This is a genomic window from Mycobacterium sherrisii (genome assembly GCF_002102355.1).
Classification (GTDB): domain Bacteria; phylum Actinomycetota; class Actinomycetes; order Mycobacteriales; family Mycobacteriaceae; genus Mycobacterium; species Mycobacterium sherrisii.
Genome location: NZ_LQPT01000019.1, coordinates 73,929 through 92,384, shown reverse-complemented (window position 1 = coordinate 92,384; position 18,456 = coordinate 73,929). Strand labels below are relative to the sequence as shown.

Genomic DNA, 18,456 nt, shown 5'->3' with positions numbered 1-18,456 from the left:
GACGGCGCGTAACTTGGAGTGGTGACATCACCGAGCAATCTGCCCCGTACCGTCGGCGAACTGCGTGCCAGCGGCCATCGTGAACGGGGAGTCAAGCAGGAAATCCGCGAAAATCTGCTGACCGCGCTGGCCGAGGGTGACGATATCTGGCCCGGCATCCTGGGTTTCGAGGACACCGTGCTGCCGCAGCTGGAACGGGCGTTGATCGCGGGACACGACGTGGTACTGCTCGGCGAACGCGGCCAGGGCAAGACCCGCCTGCTGCGCGCGCTGACCGGATTGCTCGACGAGTGGACGCCGGTGATCGGGGGCGCCGAGTTGGGTGAGCACCCGTACACGCCGATCACGCCGGAGTCGATCCGGCGGGCCGCCACCCTGGGTGACGACCTGCCGGTGGAGTGGCGGCACCGCAGCGAGCGGTACACCGAAAAGCTGGCCACCCCCGACACCAGCGTCGCGGACCTGGTCGGCGACATCGACCCGATCAAAGTGGCCGAGGGCCGCAGCCTCGGTGACCCGGAGACCATCGCCTACGGACTGATCCCCCGCGCGCACCGCGGCATCGTCGCGGTCAACGAACTGCCCGACCTGGCCGAGCGTATCCAGGTTTCCATGCTCAACGTCATGGAGGAGCGCGACATCCAGGTGCGCGGCTACACGCTGCGGCTGCCGCTGGACGTGCTGGTGGTCGCCAGCGCCAACCCCGAGGACTACACCAATCGGGGCCGCATCATCACCCCGCTCAAGGACCGGTTCGGCGCCGAGATCCGCACCCACTACCCGCTGGAGCTCGACGCCGAGGTGGGCGTCATCACCCAGGAGGCACACCTGACCGCCCAGGTGCCCGCCTACCTGATGCAGGTGATCGCCCGGTTCGCCCGCTATCTGCGGGAGTCCAACTCGGTCGACCAACGCTCTGGGGTGTCGGCGCGGTTCGCCATCGCGGCCGCCGAGACCGTTGCCGCCGCCGCACGCCACCGCGGTGCGGTGCTCGGCGAGAGCGACCCGGTGGCCCGGGTGGTCGACCTGGGCACGGTGATCGACGTGCTGCGCGGCAAGCTGGAATTCGAATCCGGGGAGGAAGGCCGCGAACAGGCGGTGCTCGAGCACCTGTTGCGCCGGGCCACCGCCGACTCCGCCGCCAGGGCGCTCGGCGGCATCGACGTCGGCGCCCTGGTGGCGGCCGTGGAGGGCGGCTCGGCGGTGACGACGGGCGAACGGATCTCGGCCAAGGACGTCCTGGCCGCGGTTCCCGGGCTGCCCGTCGTGGAGGAGATCGCCGACCGGCTGCACGCGGAATCCGAAGGTGAACGGGCCGCGGCGCTGGAGTTGGCGCTGGAGGCCCTGTATCTGGCCAAGCGCATCGGCAAGGTATCCGGGGAGGGCCAAACGGTCTATGGCTAAGCCAGTTTCGCGGGGGCACTCGTCTCGCTACTCGGCGTACACCGGCGGGCCGGACCCGCTGGCCCCGCCGGTCGATCTGCGTGAGGCCCTCGAGCAGATCGGACAGGACGTCATGGCCGGCACCTCGCCGCGCCGGGCCCTGTCCGAGTTGCTGCGCCGCGGCACCAAGAACATGCCCGGCGCCGACCGGCTGGCCGCCGAAGCGAACCGTCGCCGACGGGACCTGTTGCGCCGCAACAACTTAGACGGCACCTTGCAGGAGATCAAAAAGCTGCTCGACGAGGCGGTGCTGGCCGAACGCAAGGAGCTGGCGCGCGCACTCGACGACGACGCGCGGTTCGGCGAATTGCAGCTCGACGCGCTCCCGGCGTCGCCGGCCAAGGCGGTGCAAGAACTATCGGAGTACAACTGGCGCAGCGCCGAGGCGCGGCAAAAGTACGACCAGATCAAGGATTTGCTCGGCCGCGAGATGCTCGACCAGCGCTTCGCGGGCATGAAGGAAGCGCTGCAAGGCGCGACCGACGAGGACCGCCAGCGCGTCACCGACATGGTCAACGACCTCAACGAGTTGCTGGACAAGCACGCCCGCGGTGAGGACACCCAGCAAGACTTCGACGACTTTATGGACAACCACGGCGAGTTCTTCCCGGAGAACCCGCGCAATGTGGAGGAGCTACTGGACTCGCTAGCCAAGCGCGCCGCCGCCGCCCAGCGCTTCCGCAACAGCCTGAGCCCCGATCAGCGTGCCGAACTCGACGCCTTGGCGCAGCAGGCCTTTGGTTCGCCGTCGCTGATGCAGGCGTTGGGTCGCCTCGACTCGCACCTGCAGGCCGCCCGGCCGGGTGAAGACTGGACGGGCTCCGAACAGTTCTCCGGTGACAACCCGTTCGGCATGGGCGAAGGCACTCAGGCGCTATCCGACATCGCCGAACTCGAGCAACTCGCCGACCAGTTGTCGCAGAGTTATCCGGGCGCCACGATGGACGACGTCGACCTGGACGCCCTGGCCCGCCAGCTCGGCGACCAGGCCGCCATCGATGCGCGCACGTTGGCCGAGTTGGAGCGGGCACTGGTCAACCAGGGCTTTTTGGATCGCGGTTCCGACGGCCAATGGCGGCTGTCCCCGAAGGCCATGCGCAGACTCGGCGAGACGGCGTTACGTGATGTGGCGCAACAACTTTCCGGTCGCCGCGGTGAACGGGACCATCGCCGCGCCGGTGCGGCGGGGGAGCTGACCGGTGCGACGCGCCCCTGGCAGTTCGGCGACACCGAACCGTGGAACATTCCCCGCACCCTGACCAACGCGGTGTTGCGGCAGTCGGGCACCGCGACGCTGGACGGGTCCGCCGGTCCCATTCACATCTCCGTCGACGACGTCGAGGTGTCCGAGACCGAGACCCGCACCCAGTCCGCTGTCGCGCTGCTGGTCGACACGTCCTTCTCGATGGTGATGGAGAATCGTTGGCTGCCCATGAAGCAGACGGCCCTCGCGCTCAACCATCTGGTGTGCACCCGCTTCCGCTCGGATGCGTTGCAGATCATCGCGTTTGGCCGGTATGCCCGCACGGTGACGGCCGCCGAACTCACCGGCCTGGAAGGGGTGTACGAACAGGGCACCAACCTGCATCACGCCCTCGCGCTGGCGGGCCGCCATCTGCGGCGGCACCCCAATGCCCAGCCCGTCGTCCTGGTCGTGACGGACGGGGAGCCGACCGCGCACCTCGAGGACACCGACGGTGAGGGATCGGGTTCTGCGGTGTTTTTCGATTATCCGCCGCACCCGCGGACGCTCGCACACACCGTGCGCGGCTTCGACGACATGGCGCGGCTGGGCGCGCAGATCACCATCTTCCGGCTGGGTAGCGACCCGGGCCTGGCGCGGTTCATCGACCAGGTGGCGCGACGAGTCGAAGGCCGCGTCGTGGTGCCCGACCTGGACGGGCTGGGCGCCGCCGTGGTCGGCGACTATCTGCGCTCCCGGCGCCGTCGCTAGCGCTCAGACCGGGCTGCCGACCCGCCAGTCCGCCGTTGCGGTCAACCCGAATTCGGTGAGCACACCTGAAATGTGCTGCTGCAGAGCCTCGTTGGAATTTTCACCGCCCAGTTCGTAGGCCAGTACGGATACGAAGACCCGGCCGTGCATGCGGCCGGATAGCAACGCCAGCGCCCCGTTGGTGCGATACATGGTCGTGTTCGTCACGCCGGGGTACACAGATTTCATTGCGAAGTAGTCGGCGTCGGTGCCGTCCGGCCGGTTGGCCGCTGGGTCGATCGCACCGAGATTGGACGACACGACGGTGGTCGAGCTGCCGGTGACCATCGCGATCAGCCGGCGGAAGACCCACTCGGGAATCAGCGGGATCAGCGGCAGCAGCGTCCACCGCTGGTCGGGCAGATCCTGATGGCGGATGAGGGCTTCTTTGATGGCCGAACGTATTTCGCGCAGGTCGGTGTTTCCGGCCGTCGGTGTGACCGCGACGTCGACGTTGATCACCGCGTTGGCCCGGGTGTCGTCGGGCGCACGTTCGGACAGCGGCATTCCCACGTTGACCGAACCGTCGGGTGCGACCCGTCCCACCCGGCGCGCCAGGTGGGCCGCCAATCCCGCCAGCAGCGCGTTACTGGTTCCCCCGAGCGACGCCGCCCGGGCGTCCCATTCCTGGGCGTTGAAAAAGAGCATCGCCATCGGGACGGCGATGGGCCGTTCCGTCCCGCTCGGTCGCGGTTTGGTCTGCGTCGTGGGCCCGGCAGGCGGGTGGCCTTGCCGGACCATGCGCGCCGCGGCCGCCACGGCGCGACCCATCGCCGCTGCGTCGCAGACGGTTTGGCGGACATCTTCGCGCAACGCCCGCCACCGCGGGCGGGACGCCGCGGCGGGCCAGCCGATGGCATCGCCGCGTCCGCTGGCGGCGTCGGCCAACGCCTGACAGAGCCCGATCCCGTCGGTGAGGCAGTGGGTGACGACGAAGCTGACCACCGCCCCGCCGTCGGTCAACGGCAACGCCGCAAGGTGCCAGCCGGGTCCGCGTTCGGCGTCGGGCCGCCGCGCGGCCTGCCCGTCGAGCCACGCGTCGATCTCCGCCCGCGGCCGAGGCGACGCGGCGATTTCGAGACCGGGCCGGTGCCGGGCGCCGACCCAGCGGTGGCGGCCGAACGGCAGAACCGACCGTTCGATACGACGCGACAGCCGTCCTCGCCCCAGCTGGTGGTGAAAGTCGCGCAACCCGTCGAGGTCGATACCGCGGTCGTAGACCCAAATGCATTGCAGCACACTGGTGGTACCGGTGGCGCGTTCGCCGAGAAACAGGGTCTGGTCCGCCAGATCGAGCAGGTTGTCCATTCGGCTAGGCCGCCTCGTTGTCGTTCTCCGCGGCGCCGGCCAGGTCCGTCCGTAGCGGCGTCCTGCCGACGGCGCGGGCGAAGATGGCCTTGAGCGTCTCGATGTAGCGGTGCACCGATTCCCGTGCAACCTCGTTGTCCGGGAAGGAGATGGTGATCGTGGTCCGCTCCGCGTGCCGGTTGATCCACACGTTGACACCTCCGTGGGAGAGGTTGTCGCCGTAAGTGCCGAAGTTCGTCTCGGCCCATAAACCGGCCAACGGAATTTTGCGAAAATCCAGGTAGGACAGCATCATCGGCAGCTGCGAGGGCAATTTGATGCCCAGATCGTCCGGTGTGCCCAGCTCCAGGATCCGCTCGACCGGTACGTGGGCCAGGTCTTTGGCCGCGTCGAAGGAGTGCTGCGCGGCGCGGGCGACCTCGGCGAACGTGCCGCCGGTGGTGGGCACCGCGACCGGCACCATGCTGGCGAACCAGCCCACCGTCATGGTGTCGGTGCCGGGCATCCGGGTGTCGCGGGCCGTGAATCCGTGATGAATTTCCTTGCCGGTCAACTGGTTTTCGGTCAACGCCGTGCAGGCCAGAACTCCACCGAGGAATCGGGCCCCGGCGCTGACGCAGGCGGCGTCGAACGCTTCCGTTTCGGCCGCGTCCAACACCTCGACGGTCACCAGATCACCGGCACTGCTGGACCAGGTGTCACCCAATGGCAGTGGAAAGCTCGGCCAGTCGCCGTCGGCGTCGCGGGCGAAGTTGATCCAGTCCTGGATTTCCGGCGAGGACAGGGTCAGTGCCGCCGCCCTCGCGCGCTGCCGCGCGGTGTAGTCGCGATAGCTGCACACCGCGTCGGGTGGAGGTGCCGCCCGGCCCTGCGCAAGCTCCCGATAGGTCAGGTGAATGTCGTAGAAGATCACCCCGGCCGACAAGCCGTCGATGTGCAGGTGATCGACGCTGGCATAGAAGGTGAAGTAGTCGGCATGCTCGATGATGCCGAAGCTGAAGCTACCCCACTCGAGTGTCTCTGGAGTCGCCGACAACGCGTGGCTGCGCACCTGGTCGGGGGTCATCCGTCCGCACGCGACGGGCACCAGCTCGATGGCGGGTGGGTGGTCGATGGCGCGGCGCACGATGACGCCGTCCTGGAATTCGAACCAGCTGTGGTAGGTGTCGTGACGGCGGACATGGCAATTGACCGCATCGGTCATCGCCGCCAGGTCGCACGCGCCGGGGATGTCCCAGGCAACGACCATCAGACGTGGCAACTGCCTGTCCATGACTCGGCCGTGATGGGCGGCCCAGAGGTGTTGCGTTTGTTGATAACTCGGCGGCAGCGTGTCACGGCGCGCGGTGCTGGCCGCGAGGTGCGCCGCCGAGACCGCCGTCCACATGGTCAGCCGGCCATGCGGTGGCTGCCATTCGTTGATGCTTCCGAGTGCGACCATGTTCCAGCCTTGCTCTGCCTGATGCCGACATTTCTTGTGCCGGTGAGGGTGCCGGAATATCCTCTGGCGCAACGGTTTTCGCGCACCAGCAATCCACCGTTCATGTTGGATTAATGCGACACCCGATGCATTGGGGCCCGACCCTAGGGCGTCGCCAGTACCCCCTCAACAGCTGAGTGGGACGCTAGTCTACGCACGCGACAATTTGGCGTTTTTGCGAACATACGCAATTTCGCCCATTTTTGGCCTACAACCGATAACCTGAGCGATTCTCCAGATCGGCGGGACGCGTCGATTCGCTAATGGGCCCGCCGGGCTTTGCGCTTGACGCCCACGCCGCCCCAGAACGAGAATCCGTGGATCTTCACCCGAGGTGCACCTGGCGTACCCTCACCGATGACATCGCGGTCGAAACCGCCCATCACGCCGTGACCGTGGATTTCGACGTTGACCTCCGGGGGCACCACGATGCTCTGCGCGCCCATGATCGACACCACATGGATGTCCACCTCCGTCGAGGTGAAGTCGGCGTAGCGCAGATCGACCACCCCGCTGCCCCACAGTGTGAACGTGGTCAGCTTCTTCGGCACGTTCCATCGGCCGCGCCGCTCGAATCCGCTCAGCAGCGCCAGCAGCAGCGTCGACGGCGCCGGGTTCGGTTTGCCGCCCCGGCGCGGGCTCATCTGCGCACCGGGCAAATCGGCCCGCAACCGGTCCAGCTCCTCGTACGTCGTCGCCGCGTACGCCCTGGCCAGGCGGTCTTCGTAATCCTTGAGCTGCAGCCGCCCCTGCTCGGCCGCGTAGGCCAGCAACTGCGCGATTTGAATGCGATCCGTGTCGGCCGCACGCGACATGTCGTCGCGCGCGGTCTTCGCGTCGTGTTGCGCCGAGTCGCTCATCATCCACGAGCGTACGACGTACAACTGTTGCTGCAAGAGGGTTGGCTAAATCGCAACCATCCGCGGATGCGCGACTTACTGGGCGGCATCGTTCGAGCTCGCCGGCCGGACCCAACTGGGCGGACGCTTCTGCAAGAACGCCAGCATGCCTTCGCGTGCTTCCTCGGACACGAACAGCCGCGCGGACTCCTCGGCAAGACGTTCGGCGCCACGCTCGAAGCCCGCGAGCACGGCCGCCGTGGTGAGCGCCTTCGACGCCGCCAGGCCCTGAGGTGACCCGCGGCCGATATCGACGACGAGCTTCGCCACCGCGGCGTTCACGTCGTCGGCGGCCGACGTGACCAAGCCGATCTGCGCGGCCTGGGCGGCGTCGAACGTCTCGCCGGTCAGGTAGTACCGGGCCGCGGCCCGGGGCGACAGCTTGGGCAGCAGGGTCAGCGAGATGATGGCCGGGGCAACGCCGATGCGGGCCTCGGTCAACGCGAAGGTGCTGCGCGGGCCGGCGACCGCGATGTCGCAGGCGCCGACGAGACCGAACCCGCCCGCCCGGACGTGTCCGTCGATGGCGGCGATCACCGGCAGCGGCGAGGCGACGATGGCGCGCAGCAGGGTGGTCATCTCCCGGGCACGCACCGCCGCCATATCGAACGGATCGGTACGCGGGCCATCCCCGCCCGCCTCGCTCAGGTCGGCACCGGCGCAGAAGGTGCTGCCGGTGTGGCCCAGCACCACCGCGCGCACCGCGGGATCCGCCGCCGCGTCACGCAAACCCTGGTGCAGCTGGCTGACCAGGGCGGTGGACAAGGCGTTGCGATTGTGCGGCGAGTTCAACGTCAGCCGGGCGAAGGGGCCCGCGACGTCGTCGGGCCCGGCGTATTCGACCAGGGTGTCCATCGGCGGGCCTCAGTAGCTTCGCGGCAGGCCCAGCGATGTCTGCGCGACGAAGTTCAGCACCATCTCGCGGCTGACCGGGGCGATCCGCCCGAGCCGCGCAGAGGCCAGCATGGCCGCCACGCCGTATTCCTTGGTCAGCCCGTTGCCGCCCATCGACTGCACGGCCTGGTCGACCGATCGGGTAGACGCCTCCGCCGCAGCGTATTTGGCCATGTTGGCCGCCGTGGCCGCGCCCGCGTCGTCACCGCTGTCATAGAGCGTGGCGGCCTTCTGCATCATCAGCTTGGCCAGTTCGACCTCAATGTGGCACTGCGCCAACGGATGCGACAACCCCTGGTGTGCGCCGATCGGCGCTCCCCACACCTGACGGGTCTTGACGTAGTCGGCGGCCTTGCCGAGCGCGAACCGTCCCATGCCGACGGCGCTGGCCGCACCCATGATCCGCTCCGGGTTGAGGCCGGCGAACAATTGCGCGATCGCGGCGTCCTCGGAACCGACCAGTGCGTCGGCCGGCAGCCGGACGTCGTCCAGGAAGACCTGGAACTGGCGCTCGGGGCTGATGAGCTCCATTTCGATTGGCGTGTAGGTGAATCCGGGGGCATCGGTGGGCACCACGAACAGTGCCGGGCGTAGTTTGCCGGTCCTGGCCTCTTCGGTGCGCCCGACCACCAGCACCGCCTGGGCCTGATCGACGCCGGAGATGTAGACCTTCTGGCCGTTGAGGATCCAGTCGCTGCCGTCGCGGCGGGCGGTGGTGGTGATCCTGTGCGAGTTGGAGCCGGCGTCCGGCTCGGTGATTGCGAATGCCATGGTGCACGTTCCGTCGGCGATGCCGGGAATCCAGCGCTTCTTCTGTTCTTCGGTGCCGAACTTGCTGATGATGGTGCCGTTGATGGCCGGCGACACGACCATCAGCAGCAACGCGCTGCCGGCCGCGGCCATCTCCTCCATCACCAAGGACAGCTCATACATCCCGGCCCCGCCGCCGCCGTATTCCTCCGGCAGGTTCACCCCGAGGAAGCCCAGTCTGCCTGCCTCCGACCACAATTCGTCGGTGTGCTGCTGTGCCCGGGCCTTCTTCAGGTAGTACTCGCTGCCGTAACTGGCGGCCCAAGCGGCCACCGACTTTCGCAGCGCCTGGCGTTCTTCGCTTTCGATGAAGCTGGTGTCGGTCATTTAAGCATCTCCTTTTGGTTGCTCATCGGAATCGGGCGCCGCATCCGCGGCGGGGGCTTCGACGCGCGCCAGGACTGCCCCAACCTCGACCTGCTGACCGGGATCGACATGAAGTTCGGTGAGCACGCCGTCGGCCGGAGCGTTGATGGTGTGCTCCATCTTCATAGCCTCCAGCCAGATCAACGGCTGCCCGGCCGTCACGGTGTCGCCGGCCCGGGCGCCGACCCGGATGACGCTGCCGGGCATCGGTGCCACCAACGACCCCCTTGCGACCGAGGAACCCGGGTCGGGGAACCGCGGTACCGCGTCCAGGTGAACGGGTCCGCGTGGCGAATCGACGTAGACGTCTCGGCCGTGCCGAGCGACGGTGAACCGGCAGCCCACCCCGTCGGCATCGGTCAGCACCACCTCGTCGGGCGTTACCGAGACCAGCTGCACCGATCCGTCCCCGGCGAGCACCAATCCGGTTCGGGTAAAACGGTATTCGATTCGATGCTCGGTGTCCTGGTCGTCTCGATACGTCTTGACCTGGTAGCCCGACGGCAGGTTGCGCCAGCCGCTGGGAAGCGACCCGAAAACCGCGGCGGTCGCGCGATTGTGTGCGGCGTCGGCGAGCGCGGCCGCGGTTGCCGACAGACGCACGACGCACTCGTCGGCCAGCGGTGCCGCCAGCCCGGCCAAGCCGTGGGTGTCAAAGAACGCGGTGTCGGTCGCCCCGTCGAGGAAGGCCGGATGACGCAGCACGTTGACCAACAGCTCGCGATTAGTGCGCAGGCCGTGCAGCCGTGTCCGGGCCAGCGCGTCGGCAAGCACCAGTGCGGATTGCCGCCGCGTCGGCGCGTAGGAGATGACCTTGGCCAGCATCGGGTCATAGTGGATCGACACCGTCGATCCGTCGACAATGCCGGAGTCCAGACGGATCCCGGTGCGCCCACCCAGCGAGTCGAATTGGGCTCGGACGCCGGGCACGTCGATGGTGTGCACCGGGCCGGCCTGCGGCTGCCAGCCGCGTGCGGGGTCTTCGGCATACAACCTGGCCTCGATCGAATATCCTTCAGCGGCGGGTGGTTCGGCGTCCAAACGCTCGCCGTCGGCGACCGCGAGCTGCAGCGCGACCAGGTCCACCCCGGTGGTCTCCTCCGTGACCGGGTGCTCGACCTGGAGCCGGGTGTTCATCTCCAGGAAGAAGAACTCGCCATTGTCGTCGGCGAGAAACTCGACCGTGCCGGCACCGGCGTAGCCGATCGCCCCGGCGGCCAGCCGCGCCGCATGGAAAAGCTTGTCCCGCATGCCCGCAATGCGTTCCACCAGCGGGGAGGGCGCCTCTTCAATGATCTTTTGATGGCGGCGCTGAATCGAGCATTCGCGTTCGCCGACCGCCCACACCGTGCCGTGGCTGTCGGCGAGGACCTGCACCTCCACGTGATGACCGGTCGGCAGGTAACGCTCGCAGAACACGGTCGGGTCGCCGAAGGCGTTCTGGGCTTCACGCTGCGCGGCGGCGACTTCGGTTGCCAGTGCCGACAATTCGCGCACCACCCGCATCCCGCGGCCGCCGCCGCCGGCGGAGGCCTTGACCAGCACCGGCAGCTGGTCCTGGGTGACCGAGTCGGGGTCGAGTTCGTCGAGGACCGGAACACCGGCAGCAGCCATCAACTTCTTGGACTCGATCTTGGAGCCCATCGCGCCCACCGCATCCACCGGCGGTCCGACCCAGATCAGGCCCGCGTCCTGGACTGCGGCGGCGAAATCGGCGTTCTCCGAGAGAAATCCGTAGCCGGGATGGATGGCGTCGGCGCCCGCCGCGCGGGCGGCGGCAATGATGGCCTCGGCGTTGAGGTAGTCGTTCGGCTGGGCCAGGCGCACGCGCAAGTCCGCCTCGGTGACGTGCGGGGCGGCGGCGTCCGGCTCGGTGTAGACCGCGACGGTGCCCAGGCCGAGCCGTCGGCAGGTGGCGAAGACCCGGCGAGCGATCTCGCCGCGATTGGCAACCAGTACTCGAGTGATGGCCATTGGGCTCACATCCGGAAGACGCCGAAATTCGACGTACCCTTGATCGGGCCATTTGCGATGGCAGACAAGCACATTCCCAGCACGGTGCGGGTGTCCCGGGGGTCGATCACACCGTCGTCGTAAAGCATTCCGGACAGCACCAGCGGCAGCGATTCGGCCTCGATCTGTCCCTCGACGGCGGCCCGCATTGCGGCGTCGGCCTCCTCGTCGACCTGCTGCCCGCGCGCCTCGGCGGCCGCCCGGGCCACGATCGACAGCACCCCGGCCAGCTGGACGCCGCCCATCACCGCCGATTTCGCGCTGGGCCACGCGAACAGAAACCGGGGGTCGTAGGCGCGCCCACACATGCCGTAATGCCCGGCGCCGTAGGACGCGCCGATCAGCAGCGAGATGTGCGGGACGGTCGAGTTGGAGACTGCGTTGATCATCATCGAGCCGTGCTTGATCATGCCGCCCTCCTCGTAGTCCTTACCGACCATGTATCCGGTGGTGTTGTGCAGGAACAGCAATGGTGTGTCGTAGCGGTTGGCCAGTTGGATGAACTGGGTGGCCTTCTGTGACTCCTCGCTGAACAGCACGCCGCGGTGGTTGGCCAGAATGCCGATCGGGTAGCCGCACAGCGTCGCCCAGCCGGTCACCAGCGACGAGCCGAACATCGGCTTGAACTCGTCGAATTCGGAGCCGTCGACAACGCGTGCGATCACGTCGCGTGGGTCGAAGGGGATGCGCAGATCCGACGGCACGACACCGATCAGCTCCTCGGCGTCGAACAGCGGCTCGACCATGGGGCGCGGCCGCGGACCCTGCTTGACCCAGTTGAGCCGGGCGACGATGCGCCGCCCGATGCGGATCGCGTCGAGCTCGTCGACGGCAAAGTAGTCTGCCAAACCCGAAGTGCGAGCGTGCATCTCGGCGCCACCCAGGGATTCGTCGTCGGACTCCTCGCCGGTGGCCATCTTCACCAAAGGCGGCCCCGCCAGAAACACCTTCGACCGTTCCTTGATCATCACCACGTGATCGGACATGCCCGGCACGTAGGCCCCGCCGGCCGTGGAGTTGCCGAAGACCAGCGCGATGGTCGGGATGCCCGCGGCCGATAACCGGGTCAGGTCACGGAACATCTGGCCGCCCGGAACGAAAATTTCCTTCTGGGTGGGCAAGTCGGCGCCCCCCGACTCGACCAGCGACACCACGGGCAACCGGTTTTCCCGCGCGATCTGGTTGGCCCGCAGGATCTTCCTCAGTGTCCACGGGTTGCTGGTGCCGCCCTTGACCGTCGGATCGTTGGCGACGACCAGGCATTCGACGCCCTCGATCGCACCGATGCCGACCACGACGCTGGCGCCCAGGGTGAACGAACTGCCGTAGGCGGCCAGCGGGCTCAGCTCGAGGAACGGCGAGTCGGGGTCCAGCAGCAACTCGATGCGTTCCCGGGCGGTGAGTTTGCCCCGGTCGTGATGGCGCTGGACGTATTTCGGCCCGCCGCCCGCCAGGGCCTTGGCGTGCTCGGCGTCGATCTCGGCAAGCTTGGCCAGCATTGTCTCCGCCGCGTCGGCGTAACCGGCGGCCTTCGGGTCGAGGGTGGACCGCAGCACCGTCATGACTGGTAGCCGAGAAGCTTGGCGGACAGGGCGGTGAGGATCTCGGTGGTGCCGCCGCCGATGCCGATGATTCTCATGTCGCGGTATTGACGCTCGATCTCGCATTCGCTCATATAGCCCATGCCTCCGAACAATTGGACACCCTGGTTGGCCACCCACTCGCCGGCTTCCACGGAGGTGTTCTTCGCGAAGCACACCTCGGGGATCAGGTTGGTTTCCCCGGCCAGTTGCCGCTCCACGACGTGTCGGGTGTAGACGCGGGCGACGTCGATGCGCCGGGCCATCTCGGCCAGGGTGTTCTGCACGGACTGCCGGGAGATCAGCGGCCGCCCGAATGTCTGCCGGTCTCGGCACCAGGCCGCGGTGATGTCCAGACAGCGCTGCGCACTCGAATATGCCTGTCCCGCAAGCCCGATGCGCTCGGACACGAATGCCTGGGCGATCTGGGCGAAGCCGCTGTTCTCCGGGCCGATCAGGTTGGCCACCGGCACGCGCACGTCGGTGTAGGACAGTTCGGCGGTGTCCGAGGACCGCCAGCCCATCTTGTCCAGCTTGCGGCTGACCTCGAAGCCGGGTGTGCCCTTTTCGACCACCAACAGCGAAACACCCGCGGCGCCAGGGCCGCCGGTGCGCACCGCGGTCACCACGTAGTCGGCGCGTACCCCGGAGGTGATGTAGGTCTTGGCGCCAGTGACCACGTAGTGGTCGCCGTCCCGGACCGCGCTGGTGCGTAGGTGGCCTACGTCCGAGCCGCCGCCGGGTTCGGTGATGGCCAGCGACCCGATCTTTTCGCCGGCCAAAGTGGGCCGGACGAACTCCTCGATGAGGCGTTGGTCTCCGGAGGCAATCATGTGCGGTACCGCGATGCCGCAGGTGAACAGCGAGGCAAACACGCCGCCGGGGGCGCCGGCCTGATGCATCTCCTCGCAGATGATCAACGCGTCGGCGCCGTCACCGCCGCCCCCGCCCGCCGATTCGGGAAAGTTGGCCCCCAGCAGTCCGGCGTCGCCGGCGAGGCGGTGCAACTCGCGCGGCAATTCGCCGCTGCGCTCCCACTCGTCGACATGCGGCAGAACCTCACGTTCGGCGAAGGAGCGCACCGTCTTTCGCAACTGTTCGCGCTCGGGCGTATTCCACAGATTCACAGCAGCCCTTCCGGAATGTCGACATGGCGGCTACGCAACCATTCGCCCAGGCCCTTGGCTTGTGGGTCGAAACGCGCCTGGTAGGCGACGCCCTGACCGAGGATGTCCTCGATCACGAAGTTGACCGCCCGCAGATTCGGCAGCACGTGCCGGGTCACCGGTAGGTCGGCCGTTTCGGGCAGCAGTTCCTGGAGCAGGTCGACGGTCAAGGTGTGCGCCAGCCAACGCCATTGGTCATCGGTGCGCACCCATACCCCGATGTTGGCGGAGCCGCCCTTGTCGCCGCTGCGGGCGCCGGCGATGCGGCCCAGCGGCACGCGCTTGGTCGGCCCGGCCGGCAGCGGTTCGGGCAGCGTCGGTTCGGCGACCGGTGCCAGCTCCAATGTCTCTGCCGCGCAGGGGATCTCTATCCGGGTACCGTCGTCGTGCACCGCGACGTGCGGCACCTCGGCGGCCGCGACGTAACCGGCGGTGAACACGCCGTAGACCTGCCCGTCGCCCGGCGGTGCCGTGACATGAAAGCCAGGGTAACTGGCCAACGCCAATTCGACTGCTGCCGAAGAGAATTGACGTCCCACATTGGTGGGGCCGGGGTCGCGAACCACGCACCGCAGCAGCGCGCTGGCCGCTTCCTCGGTGTCGGCGTCGGCGTGGTCGGTGCGGGCCAGTGTCCATTCCAGTTCGGCGGGCTTGACGGTGAGCCCGGCCTCGAGTTGGCGACGTACCAACTCGGCCTTGGCCTCGATGTCCAGACCGGTGAGCACGAAGGTCATCGCGTTGCGGAATCCGCCGATGCTGTTCAGTGACACCTTCAGCGTCGGCGGCGGCGGTTCGCCCACCACGCCGCTGATGCGCACCCGGTCCGGACCATCCGGCGACAGCTCGACGCTGTCCATCCGGGCGGTCACGTCCGGGTTGGCGTAGCGTGCCCCGCTGACCTCGTAGAGCAGCTGCGCGGTGACGGTGTCGACGCTGACCAGCCCGCCGGTGCCCGGGTGCTTGGTGATCACCGACGAGCCGTCGCGACGGACCTCGGCCAGCGGGAAACCCGGGTGCGTCAGGTCGGGAATCTCGGTGAAGAACGCGTAGTTGCCGCCGGTGGCCTGCACGCCGCATTCGATGACGTGGCCGGCAACCACCGCGCCGGCGAGTTCGTCGTAGTCGGTGCGGGCCCAGCCGAAGTGCGCGGCGGCCGCCCCGACGATCACCGATGCGTCGGTGACCCGGCCGGTGACCACCACGTCGGCGCCGTTGTGCAGGCAGTCGACGATGCCCCAGGCGCCCAGATAGGCGTTGGCGGTCAGCGGTGTGCCCAGGCCCAGCTCGGCCGCACGGGGCAGCAGGTCGTCGCCTTCGACGTGGGCGACGCGGGCCGGGATGCCCAGACGCTCGGCCAGTGCGCGGATCGCCGCGGCCAGCCCAGCCGGGTTGAGGCCGCCCGCGTTGGCGACGATGCGCACGCCCCGATCCCGGGCCTCGCCCAGGCAGTCCTCGAGCTGGGTCAGAAAGGTTTTGGCATAGCCCCGCTCGGGGTGCTTCATCTTGTCGCGGCCGAGGATGAGCATGGTGAGCTCGGCCAGGTAGTCGCCGGTCAGGTAGTCCACCGGGTCGCCGGAGCCGGTCAGCATCTCGCGCATCGCCGTGAGCCGGTCGCCGTAGAACCCCGAACAGTTGGCGATGCGGACCGTGCCGGACCCGTTAGATGCACCAAAAGCAGAGGCCATGGCGTACGTCCTCCGTTCAGTGCTTACCGGGCCCAACCAACCAACCACCCGGTAGGTTAGCGGGTACCGCCGGTGTCACGTCAAGGATGCCCGCCCCGGCGCCGCGGGCATAGTCGCGGTTCGACCTTCGTCTCGACGGTGTCCGGTTTTGGCGGCCAGCAGGTCACCGACTATTCTGGTACGCAATCGTCGCCGTCGGCCCTTAGGTCATGCCGTGCGATGCACGACCCGAAACCCCACACGAGGAGTAAGGCCCGACCATGGCCACACCCAAGCGCAGGATGTCGCGCTCGAACACCCGCAGCCGCCGCTCGCAGTGGAAGGCCGAAAAGACCGAGCTCGTCGGCGTGACCGTCGCCGGTCAGAAGCACAAGGTGCCGCGCCGACTGCTCAAGGCCGCTCGCCTGGGCCTGATCGATCTCGACCGTCGCTAGCCGCGTTGCCCGCCCGCATTCCGGGCCGCGCCGACGCGCATCGTCGCCGCACGGAGATCTCGGGAAATACCCGGCGCGCCTCTCAGGCCGCTCTCAGGCCCTAGGACGAAACTAGTGGCCGTGCGCATTCTTGTCGTCGACGACGATCGCGCGGTCCGCGAGTCGCTGCGCAGATCGCTCTCTTTCAACGGCTACTCGGTCGAGCTGGCGAACGACGGTGTCGAGGCTCTGGAACTGATCGCCAGCGATCGACCGGACGCGCTCGTCCTGGACGTGATGATGCCGCGGCTGGACGGTCTCGAAGTGTGCCGTCAACTGCGCAGCACCGGCGACGACCTGCCGATCCTGGTGCTGACCGCCCGCGATTCGGTGTCCGAGCGGGTCGCCGGATTGGACGCCGGCGCCGACGACTACCTGCCCAAGCCGTTCGCCCTCGAAGAGCTGCTGGCCCGGATGCGGGCACTGTTGCGTCGCACCAAACCCGACGACGATGCCGAATCGGTGGCCATGCGGTTCTCCGACCTGGCGCTGGATCCGGTGACCCGCGAAGTGACCCGGGGCCAGCGCCGGATCAGCCTGACCCGCACCGAGTTCGCGCTGCTGGAGATGCTGATCGCCAATCCGCGCCGGGTGCTCACCCGCAGCCGCATCCTCGAGGAGGTGTGGGGTTTCGACTTTCCCACCTCCGGCAATGCGCTCGAGGTGTACGTCGGGTACCTGCGCCGCAAAACGGAGGCCGACGGTGAGCCGCGGTTGATCCACACGGTCCGCGGCGTCGGCTACGTCCTGCGGGAGACCCCGCCCTGATGATCAGGTCCCAACGACGTCGGCACGCGCCGCTGCGCGCCCCCAGTTCGTTGTCGCTGCGGTGGCGGGTGATGTTGCTGGCGATGTCGATGGTGGCGATGGTCGTGGTGTTGATGGCATTCGCCGTCTACGCCGTGATCGCGGCGGCGCTGTACAGCGACATCGACAACCAGCTGGACAGCCGCGCCCAGCTGCTGATCGCCAGCGGCTCGCTGGCCGCCGACCCCGCCAAGGCGATCGAGGGCACGGCCTACTCGGACGTCAACGCGATGCTGGTGAACCCCGGGCACTCCATCTACACCGCTCAGCAGCCGGGGCAGACCCTGCCGGTGGATTCGCCGGAGAAGGCCGTGATCCGGGGTGACTTGTTCATGTCCCGGCGCACCGCATCCGACCAGCGCATCCTGGCCATCCACTTGCCCAACGGCAGCTCACTGCTGATTTCCAAGAGTCTCAAGCCCACCGAGGCGGTGATGACCAAGCTGCGGTGGGTGCTGTTGATCGTCGGCGGTATCGGCGTCGCGGTGGCCGCGGTGGCCGGCGGGATGGTCACCCGGGCGGGGCTGCGGCCGGTCGCCCGATTGACCGAGGCCACCGAACGGGTGGCCCGCACCGACGACCTGCGTCCCATCCCGGTGTTCGGCAGTGACGAATTGGCAAGGCTCACTGAAGCTTTCAATTTGATGCTGCGGGCGCTGGCCGAGTCACGCGAGCGGCAGGCGCGGCTGGTCACCGACGCCGGTCACGAGTTGCGCACCCCGCTGACGTCGCTGCGAACCAACGTCGAGCTGCTGATGGCGTCCATGGAGCCGGGTGCGCCGCGGCTGCCCGAGCAGGAGATGGTCGAGCTGCGCGCCGACGTGCTCGCACAGATTGAGGAATTGTCCACGCTGGTAGGCGATTTGGTCGACCTGACCCGCGACGACGCCGGTCAGGTGGTGCACGAGCCGGTGGACATGTCCGAGGTCATCGATCGGAGCCTGGAGCGAGTTCGCCGGCGGCGCAACGACATTCACTTCGACGTCGACGTCATCGGGTGGCAGATCTACGGCGACGCCGCCGGGTTGTCCCGGGCGGCGCTGAACTTGATGGACAACGCGGCCAAGTGGAGCCCGCCGGGCGGTCGTGTCGGGGTGCGGATGCGCCAGCTCGACCCGACCCATGCCGAGTTGGTGGTTTCCGACTATGGCCCGGGCATCCCGCCGCACGAGCGACGCCTGGTCTTCGAGCGGTTCTACCGGTCGACGCAGGCGCGGGCGATGCCCGGTTCGGGCCTGGGGTTGGCGATCGTCAAGCAGGTGGTGCTCAACCACGGCGGGATGCTGCGGGTGGAAGACACCGTTTCGGGCGGCCACCCGCCGGGAACATCGATCTTCGTGCTGCTTCCGGGCCAGCCGCTGCCGGTGTCGACGTATCCGCGAGCCGGTGGCGAAGCCCACAGCGAAGCCATGACTGACCCCGCCGTCCCCACCACGGGCGCGTCGGCGAACTCTCGGGATACGACGAACGTTATCTCAGTGGACTCTCAGTCCGCGCGCGCAAGGTAGTTGCAGTTACTGTTGGAAATCGAGCCAAGTC

General features: G+C 67.9%; 14 protein-coding genes. 5 read left to right on the top strand and 9 right to left on the bottom strand.

What is annotated here, in order from left to right:
• Positions 1-18 precede the first annotated feature (18 nt).
• Together AWC25_RS01940 and AWC25_RS01935 are read left to right on the top strand one after the other, a co-directional pair.
• Positions 19-1,404, top strand: a complete 1,386-nt coding sequence (locus tag AWC25_RS01940) for a sigma 54-interacting transcriptional regulator (protein WP_085166264.1) — start codon at positions 19-21, stop codon at positions 1,402-1,404.
• Positions 1,397-3,397, top strand: a complete 2,001-nt coding sequence (locus AWC25_RS01935; RefSeq protein WP_085166263.1) for a vWA domain-containing protein — start codon at positions 1,397-1,399, stop codon at positions 3,395-3,397. The genes AWC25_RS01940 and AWC25_RS01935 overlap by 8 nt, the downstream gene beginning before the upstream one ends.
• A 3-nt stretch (positions 3,398-3,400) precedes the next feature.
• Here AWC25_RS01935 and AWC25_RS01930 read toward each other — a convergent pair whose 3' ends face one another.
• The 9 genes from AWC25_RS01930 to AWC25_RS01890 form a co-directional block, all read right to left on the bottom strand.
• Positions 3,401-4,744 carry a hypothetical protein gene (locus tag AWC25_RS01930; RefSeq protein WP_085166262.1) on the bottom strand — a complete coding sequence of 448 codons (1,344 nt, stop codon included), beginning with the start codon at positions 4,742-4,744 and terminating at the stop codon, positions 3,401-3,403.
• Between the two features lie 4 nt (positions 4,745-4,748).
• A complete protein-coding gene (locus tag AWC25_RS01925; RefSeq protein ID WP_085166261.1) occupies positions 4,749-6,185 on the bottom strand; it encodes a condensation domain-containing protein in 1,437 nt (478 codons plus the stop codon).
• 299 nt (positions 6,186-6,484) lie between these two features.
• Complete coding sequence (locus tag AWC25_RS01920) at positions 6,485-7,084, bottom strand: DUF1707 domain-containing protein (RefSeq protein WP_169717103.1); 600 nt, start codon at positions 7,082-7,084, stop codon at positions 6,485-6,487.
• A gap of 75 nt (positions 7,085-7,159) precedes the next feature.
• Positions 7,160-7,978, bottom strand: coding sequence for an enoyl-CoA hydratase family protein (locus AWC25_RS01915; RefSeq protein WP_069400558.1), 819 nt, complete (start codon positions 7,976-7,978; stop codon positions 7,160-7,162).
• Positions 7,979-7,987: 9 nt separating this feature from the next.
• Positions 7,988-9,154 carry an acyl-CoA dehydrogenase family protein gene (locus AWC25_RS01910; protein ID WP_069400557.1) on the bottom strand — a complete coding sequence of 389 codons (1,167 nt, stop codon included), beginning with the start codon at positions 9,152-9,154 and terminating at the stop codon, positions 7,988-7,990.
• Positions 9,155-11,167 (bottom strand): acetyl/propionyl/methylcrotonyl-CoA carboxylase subunit alpha, encoded by a 2,013-nt coding sequence (locus AWC25_RS01905; protein ID WP_069400556.1) that lies wholly within the window; start codon positions 11,165-11,167, stop codon positions 9,155-9,157. It lies immediately after the preceding gene.
• 5 nt (positions 11,168-11,172) lie between these two features.
• Positions 11,173-12,762: an acyl-CoA carboxylase subunit beta gene (locus AWC25_RS01900; RefSeq protein WP_211281012.1), complete on the bottom strand. Its 1,590-nt coding sequence runs from the start codon at positions 12,760-12,762 to the stop codon at positions 11,173-11,175.
• Between the two features lie 2 nt (positions 12,763-12,764).
• Positions 12,765-13,913 (bottom strand): acyl-CoA dehydrogenase family protein, encoded by a 1,149-nt coding sequence (locus tag AWC25_RS01895; protein ID WP_069400554.1) that lies wholly within the window; start codon positions 13,911-13,913, stop codon positions 12,765-12,767.
• Positions 13,910-15,637, bottom strand: coding sequence for an acyclic terpene utilization AtuA family protein (locus AWC25_RS01890; protein WP_069400553.1), 1,728 nt, complete (start codon positions 15,635-15,637; stop codon positions 13,910-13,912). The genes AWC25_RS01895 and AWC25_RS01890 overlap by 4 nt, the downstream gene beginning before the upstream one ends.
• 260 nt (positions 15,638-15,897) lie before the next feature.
• On the opposite strand from AWC25_RS01890, the gene rpmF reads away from it, so the two are divergent.
• The 3 genes from rpmF to AWC25_RS01875 all read left to right on the top strand — a co-directional run bounded on the left by rpmF (position 15,898) and on the right by AWC25_RS01875 (position 18,425).
• A complete protein-coding gene (gene rpmF / locus AWC25_RS01885; protein ID WP_036471323.1) occupies positions 15,898-16,071 on the top strand; it encodes a 50S ribosomal protein L32 in 174 nt (57 codons plus the stop codon).
• Positions 16,072-16,191: 120 nt separating this feature from the next.
• Positions 16,192-16,878, top strand: a complete 687-nt coding sequence (gene mprA / locus AWC25_RS01880) for a two-component system response regulator MprA (RefSeq protein WP_044512336.1) — start codon at positions 16,192-16,194, stop codon at positions 16,876-16,878.
• Positions 16,878-18,425 carry a HAMP domain-containing sensor histidine kinase gene (locus tag AWC25_RS01875; protein WP_069400552.1) on the top strand — a complete coding sequence of 516 codons (1,548 nt, stop codon included), beginning with the start codon at positions 16,878-16,880 and terminating at the stop codon, positions 18,423-18,425. The genes mprA and AWC25_RS01875 overlap by 1 nt, the downstream gene beginning before the upstream one ends.
• The last annotated feature ends 31 nt before the right edge of the window (positions 18,426-18,456 follow it).